6 protein-coding genes, 1 tRNA gene and 1 pseudogene are annotated in these 6,485 nt (G+C 57.1%); 3 read left to right on the plus strand and 5 right to left on the minus strand.

Features of this window, described 5'->3' with window-relative positions:
- Position 1 precedes the first annotated feature (1 nt).
- The 4 genes from secD to queA form a co-directional block, all read right to left on the minus strand.
- Positions 2-1,870, minus strand: coding sequence for a protein translocase subunit SecD (gene secD, locus ACI77H_RS13560; RefSeq protein WP_407012340.1), 1,869 nt, complete (start codon positions 1,868-1,870; stop codon positions 2-4).
- 63 nt (positions 1,871-1,933) lie between these two features.
- The gene (yajC, locus tag ACI77H_RS13565) at positions 1,934-2,272 is read right to left on the minus strand and encodes a preprotein translocase subunit YajC (protein ID WP_007916913.1); all 339 of its coding nucleotides are present in this window, start codon (positions 2,270-2,272) and stop codon (positions 1,934-1,936) included.
- A gap of 43 nt (positions 2,273-2,315) precedes the next feature.
- Positions 2,316-3,431 carry a tRNA guanosine(34) transglycosylase Tgt gene (gene tgt, locus ACI77H_RS13570; protein ID WP_170219133.1) on the minus strand — a complete coding sequence of 372 codons (1,116 nt, stop codon included), beginning with the start codon at positions 3,429-3,431 and terminating at the stop codon, positions 2,316-2,318.
- Between the two features lie 5 nt (positions 3,432-3,436).
- Complete coding sequence (gene queA / locus ACI77H_RS13575) at positions 3,437-4,501, minus strand: tRNA preQ1(34) S-adenosylmethionine ribosyltransferase-isomerase QueA (RefSeq protein WP_407012341.1); 1,065 nt, start codon at positions 4,499-4,501, stop codon at positions 3,437-3,439.
- Positions 4,502-4,608: 107 nt separating this feature from the next.
- Between queA and ACI77H_RS13580 the strand changes: the two genes are divergently transcribed.
- The 3 genes from ACI77H_RS13580 (at position 4,609) to ACI77H_RS13590 (ending at position 5,731) form a co-directional block, all read left to right on the plus strand.
- Positions 4,609-4,693: transfer RNA gene (locus tag ACI77H_RS13580), tRNA-Leu, on the plus strand.
- Positions 4,694-4,842: 149 nt separating this feature from the next.
- Positions 4,843-5,172 carry a hypothetical protein gene (locus tag ACI77H_RS13585; RefSeq protein ID WP_407012342.1) on the plus strand — a complete coding sequence of 110 codons (330 nt, stop codon included), beginning with the start codon at positions 4,843-4,845 and terminating at the stop codon, positions 5,170-5,172.
- A 385-nt stretch (positions 5,173-5,557) separates the two neighbouring features.
- Positions 5,558-5,731, plus strand: a complete 174-nt coding sequence (locus tag ACI77H_RS13590) for a hypothetical protein (protein ID WP_407012343.1) — start codon at positions 5,558-5,560, stop codon at positions 5,729-5,731.
- 250 nt (positions 5,732-5,981) lie between these two features.
- Here the strand turns inward: ACI77H_RS13590 and ACI77H_RS13595 are convergent.
- Positions 5,982-6,485: pseudogene (locus ACI77H_RS13595) on the minus strand (tyrosine-type recombinase/integrase); the annotation flags it as partial.

Genomic DNA, 6,485 nt, shown 5'->3' on the forward strand with positions numbered 1-6,485 from the left:
CTTAAATCCACAACTTCTTGAAGTCACGACCGCCGAAGATCAGGTTGACCATCGCGCGGGTCACCATGATGGCCGTGAACATCGAGGTAAAGATCCCGAGGGACATGGTCACTGCGAAGCCTTTGACCGGGCCGGTGCCCATCGCAAAGAGAATCCCGCCGACCAACAATGTGGTCAGGTTGGCGTCGAGAATCGCGGTGAATGCCCGGCCGAAGCCTTCGTTGATTGCCCGTTGTACGGTCATGCCCGCCGCGATCTCTTCACGAATCCGCGAGAAGATCAGTACGTTGGCGTCGACCGCCATACCCATGGTCAACACTATACCGGCGATACCCGGCAGGGTCAGTGTTGCACCCAGCAGCGACATCAAGGCCAGCAGCAGCACCATGTTCACGCCCAGCGCGACGGTGGCGATGATGCCGAAGAAGCGGTAGATGGCGATGATGAACAGCGAGACAAACAGCATGCCCCACAGCGATGCATCGATACCTTTGGTGATGTTATCGGCACCCAGGCTCGGGCCAATGGTGCGCTCTTCAGCGAAGTACATCGGTGCAGCCAGACCACCGGCACGCAGCAACAGCGCCAGTTCGGATGACTCGCCCTGACCGTTCAGGCCAGTGATGCGGAATTGAGCACCCAGCGGCGACTGAATGGTCGCCAGGCTGATGATCTTCTTCTCTTCTTTAAACGTTTGAACCGCTACGTCTTTCTCGACGCCATTAACCACTTGCTTGACGTAAGTGGTAACCGGACGCTGCTCGATGAAGATCACCGCCATGCTGCGACCGACGTTGCTGCGCGTCGCGCGGCTCATCAGCTCGCCACCGTGACCATCCAGACGGATGTTCACTTCTGGTGTGCCGTGCTCGCCGAAGCCAGCTTTGGCGTCAGTCACCTGGTCACCGGTGATGATCAAGCCACGCTCGATCTGTGCTGGCGGACGCTTGCCTTCACGGAACTCGAAAGTTTCGGAAGTGGCTTTCGAAGCACCCGGCTCAGCGGCCAGACGGAACTCAAGGTTGGCCGTCTTGCCGAGGATACGCTTGGCTTCTGCGGTGTCCTGCACGCCCGGCAGCTCAACCACGATGCGGTTGGCGCCCTGACGCTGAACGATCGGTTCGGCAACACCCAGCTCGTTGACGCGGTTACGTACCGTGGTCAAGTTCTGCTTGATGGAGTATTCGCGGATTTCCGCCAGCTTGGCCGGGGTCATCGCCAGACGCAGCACCGCCTGACCATTGAGGTCGGCCGGCACAATGTCGAAATCGTTGAAGTTCTTGCGGATCAGTGCACGGGCCTGTTCGCGGGAGGCTTCATCAGCGAAGCCCAGCTGGATGGCACCGTTGAGTTGCGGCAGGCTGCGATAGCGCAGTTTCTCTTTACGCAACAGGCTCTTAACATCGCCTTCGTACACTTTCAAGCGTGCGTCGAGGGCTTTGTCCATGTCCACTTCCAGCAGGAAGTGCACACCACCGGACAAGTCCAGACCCAGCTTCATCGGGTGCGCGCCGAGGCTGCGCAGCCATTGCGGGGTAGTTTGCGCCAGGTTCAGTGCAACGACGTAGTCATCACCCAATGCCTTGCGCACGACGTCTTTGGCCGGCAGCTGATCTTCAGCCTTGGTCAGACGAATCAGACCGCCCTTGCCGTTGGCCGCCAGTGTGGCTGCCTTGACGTTGATCCCGGATTCCTTGAGCGCAACGCTCACACGATCCAGATCAGCCTGATTGACCAGCAGCGCAGTGCTTGCACCGCTGACCTGAATGGCCGGGTCATCAGGATATAGATTGGGAGCGGAATAAATCAGACCGACCGCCAGCACCGCCAGGATCAGAATGTATTTCCACAGAGGGTATTTGTTCAGCATCACGCCGCCCGCTTATGACGCGGGGCGCCTTGCGCGCCCCGTCGATTGAGTAGAAGTTGAAACTTAGATCGCTTTCAGCGTGCCTTTTGGCAGCGTGGCGGCAATGGCGCCTTTCTGGAACTTCATTTCGACAGTGTCGGAAACTTCCAGAACCACGAAATCATCAGCCACTTTAGTGATCTTGCCGGCGATACCGCCAGTGGTCACAACTTCGTCGCCTTTTTGCAGGCTGCTCAGCAGGTTCTTCTGCTCTTTGGCGCGCTTGGCCTGTGGACGCCAGATCATCAGGTAGAAGATGACCAGGAAACCGACCAGGAAAATCCACTCAAAACCGCCACCCATTGGGCCGGCAGCGGCCGGTGCAGCAGCGTCAGCCATGGCATTCGAGATAAAAAAGCTCATTTAGCACTCCAGTTGCAAATGTTGAATCTTGGGGTCAGAAAACTCAGTCCAAAGGCGGAACAGGTAACCCGCGTTTGGCGTAGAAGGCATCGACAAAGGCGGCCAATGTACCCTGTTGAATAGCCTCGCGCAAACCAGCCATAAGCACTTGATAATGACGCAAGTTATGGATGGTATTGAGCATGCTTCCCAGCATTTCGCCGCACTTGTCCAAGTGATGCAGATAAGCGCGGGAGAAGTTCTGGCAGGTATAGCAATCGCAGGTCGGATCGAGCGGCGAATCATCATGGCGATGAAACGCGTTACGGATCTTCAGCACGCCGGTATCAATGAACAGATGCCCATTGCGGGCATTACGGGTTGGCATCACGCAATCGAACATGTCCACACCGCGGCGCACACCCTCAACCAGATCTTCCGGTTTGCCAACGCCCATAAGGTAACGAGGTTTGTCAGCCGGCATCTGACCCGGCAGATAATCCAGCACCTTGATCATCTCGTGCTTTGGTTCGCCCACCGACAGACCACCAATGGCCAGACCATCGAAGCCGATCTGGTCGAGGCCTTCCAGCGAACGCATGCGCAGGTCCTGGTGCATGCCGCCCTGAACGATGCCGAACAGCGCCGCCGTGTTGTCGCCATGGGCTTCTTTCGAACGTTTGGCCCAACGCAACGACAGCTCCATGGAAATGCGCGCGACGTCTTCGTCAGCCGGGTACGGCGTGCATTCGTCGAAAATCATCACGATGTCCGAGCCCAAGTCACGCTGGACCTGCATCGACTCTTCCGGCCCCATGAACACTTTGGCGCCGTCCACAGGAGAAGCGAAGGTCACGCCCTCCTCCTTGATCTTGCGCATCGCGCCCAGGCTGAACACCTGAAAACCGCCGGAGTCTGTAAGAATCGGGCCTTTCCACTGCATGAAATCGTGCAGGTCGCCGTGCTTCTTGATCACTTCCGTGCCAGGGCGCAGCCACAAGTGGAAGGTGTTGCCCAGAATGATTTCCGCGCCAGTGGCGGTGATATCCCGCGGCAGCATGCCCTTCACAGTGCCGTACGTGCCCACCGGCATGAACGCCGGGGTCTCGACGGTACCGCGCGGGAAGGTCAAACGACCGCGACGAGCCTTGCCGTCAGTGGCCAGCAATTCAAACGACATACGACTCATACAGTTTCCTCAGGGCCCGATTCTTTAGGGGCAGTCGGCGCAGGATTACGAGTGATAAACATCGCATCACCGTAGCTGAAAAAGCGGTAACCATGCTCCACCGCTGCTTTATAGGCAGCCATGGTTTCGGGATAACCGGCGAACGCCGAAACCAGCATCAACAGCGTGGATTCGGGCAAATGGAAGTTGGTGACCAGGGCATCGACTACATGAAATGGCCGGCCCGGGAAGATAAAGATGTCGGTGTCGCCACTGAACGGCTTGAGCACGCCATCGCGCGCAGCGCTTTCCAGCGAACGCACGCTGGTGGTCCCCACCGCCACCACACGACCACCGCGAGCGCGGCAAGCGGCCACGGCATCGACCACGTCCTGGCCGACTTCCAGCCATTCGCTGTGCATGTGGTGGTCTTCAATCTTCTCGACGCGCACCGGCTGGAACGTACCCGCACCCACGTGCAAGGTCACGAAAGCGGTCTCGACGCCCTTGGCGGCAATCGCCTCCATCAGCGGCTGATCGAAATGCAGCCCCGCCGTCGGCGCCGCCACCGCGCCGAGGCGCTGGGCGTACACCGTCTGATAACGCTCGCGGTCCGAGCCTTCATCCGGGCGGTCTATATAAGGAGGCAACGGCATGTGCCCGACGCGATCGAGCAGCGGCAACACCTCCTCGCTAAACCCCAACTCGAACAACGCATCGTGACGCGCCAGCATCTCGGCCTCGCCACCGCCATCGATCAGGATCTTCGAACCCGGCTTCGGCGACTTGCTGGACCGCACATGGGCCAGCACGCGATGACTGTCGAGCACCCGCTCCACCAGAATTTCCAGCTTGCCGCCGGAAGCCTTCTGGCCAAACAGCCGTGCCGGAATCACCCGGGTATTGTTGAACACCATCAAATCGCCCGGGCGCAAATGCTCGAGCAAATCAGTGAATTGACGGTGTGCCAGGGCGCCGCTGACCCCATCCAGGGTCAACAGGCGACTGTTGCGACGCTCGGCCAAAGGGTGGCGAGCAATCAGCGAATCAGGGAGTTCGAAAGTAAAGTCAGCAACGCGCATGATGGGGTTCGTCTAGCAGGGGCCGGAAGTCTAGCCGAAATAGTGAAAATTCTCTATGTACCTGATTGACCGACGGTAATCTCATCTCTATACTTCGCCGCCATTGAGCCCTGATGGCGGAATTGGTAGACGCGGCGGATTCAAAATCCGTTTTCGCAAGAAGTGGGAGTTCGAGTCTCCCTCGGGGCACCAAAATTAAGAAAGGTCTTGCTTAGCAAGGCCTTTTTTTTCGTCTGTAGAAAAGCCCCTGACACCCCGCTGACCTGTCGGAATTGGGTTGCTGGCGATGCTTTTGATCTTCTCGTTCTCGGTTGGTACGACAACTCTCAAGGATTCATCCCATGGAACTGCTGCTGGAAACTGTTGCTCTGTTCTGTCTTAAGCTGGCTTATGAGACGGAGGGGGCGAGTCCGATTTTGCGGGATGATCCGATCATGAGTGATTATGAGCGGGAGGTTTTTGGGTTGTTGGTGCGGCGGGGGGATTTTGAGGGGATTCAGTTTAGGGTGGCGCATTGTGTTGGTTTGGCGCTATACGCCATCGGCGGTGTTGATACAGTCCTGGGGCGCGAGCTACAAAGGTTGGCTGCAGATTTCAATGCTACGGGGACACTGGAGCAGCTCGACCGTCCGCTAATCGCGCTCAAGGATTATCTGAAAGACATTCAATGAAGGAAGGCGTGCAGCCTAAAAAGTGGGAGCGCCCCATAGCTAGACCGCCGCTGGTCGCCACGGCCAATCCACTCACAAACCTATCCCCTTTTTCCAAGCCCCCTCTCCCCAGTTTTTTGCTTTCTACCAAAGTTAACAAAGTCCCGCTTCCAGCCAATAGCTTCCACTCGCGACGGACAGCGATCGGCCATATACGGTCACTCGGAAAGTCTACGAGACCAGGCGCGATTCAGGCGCCGCAGTAAACATAAAACTGTACGCCCGAATCGTCTCATCCGCCCATAGAACCTCCCCAAAAAATGATGTCAATTTGATTGCACAAGCAACAATGTCATTTTGGATCAATCAGCGTCAGGCTATTTCCTGACACCCCATGGAGAGAGTGATGAGAGTCATCATTGCGATGTTATTGATGTTGAGTACCTACGCCTATGCTGGTTGCGGCAACATCGACAACAGCGATCAACGCGCGTATTGCGAGGCCAAAACCAATGGCCAAAGCTGCGGCAATATCCAGAACAGCGACTTACGTGACGAGTGTGATGCCACAAAGCGTTGATCTACGAATCACGCGGGACCAGCCGTTCTTCATCGACGCTGGACCCGCTGCACTTTTCTGGTCGGTGACCGTGTAGACGGCCTGACTGCCTTCGGCCTGGACAACGGTCAACCGCTGCCCTCGCGGAACTGCCCCTGAGCCGTGTTAGCGGTGCACCAACACATACCGCCTTTTAAAGGTTCCTGAGCCTGATCCAGTAACGTTCGCACGGGCTGATGATGGCGGCTTCGGGTCGGATCGCGACGGGCGGTTAAACTTCCGTCTGTTCCGCCATTTCCAAGGCATCTTCGACCTCGATTCCCAGGTATCTGACGGTGCTTTCAAGGCTTCGTATGACCAAGCAGGAGTTGAACAGCTCTCAGGTTCTTCGTCCTCCGATAGATCAGCGATGCTTTGGTCCTCCGTAGCGCATGAGTACCGTACATCGTTGGGTCAAGGCCAATGGTTGTTACCCATGCTTTGACTATCCGAGCGCACTGTCTGGTGGAGAGATGGCCTGAGTCGTGCAACCGGGTCGGAAACAATAAGTCCTCACTGCTGAGGTGGGCCTTATGCATCCAAGCCTCCAGAACCGTTCGGGTTTGCTCAGTAATTTCAAATTGCACTGGGTGGCGAGTTTTCTGCTGCATCACGATGGCCTGTGACGACACGCGCTCCCCATGGGCTATGTCTCGTACTCGCAGCTTGGTTAAGTCACAAGCATGTAGCTTGCTGTCGATGGCCAAGTTGAAAAGCGCCAAATCTCGTGTCTTCT

The sequence above is a fragment of the Pseudomonas sp. O230 genome, assembly GCF_045447035.1.
Classification (GTDB): domain Bacteria; phylum Pseudomonadota; class Gammaproteobacteria; order Pseudomonadales; family Pseudomonadaceae; genus Aquipseudomonas.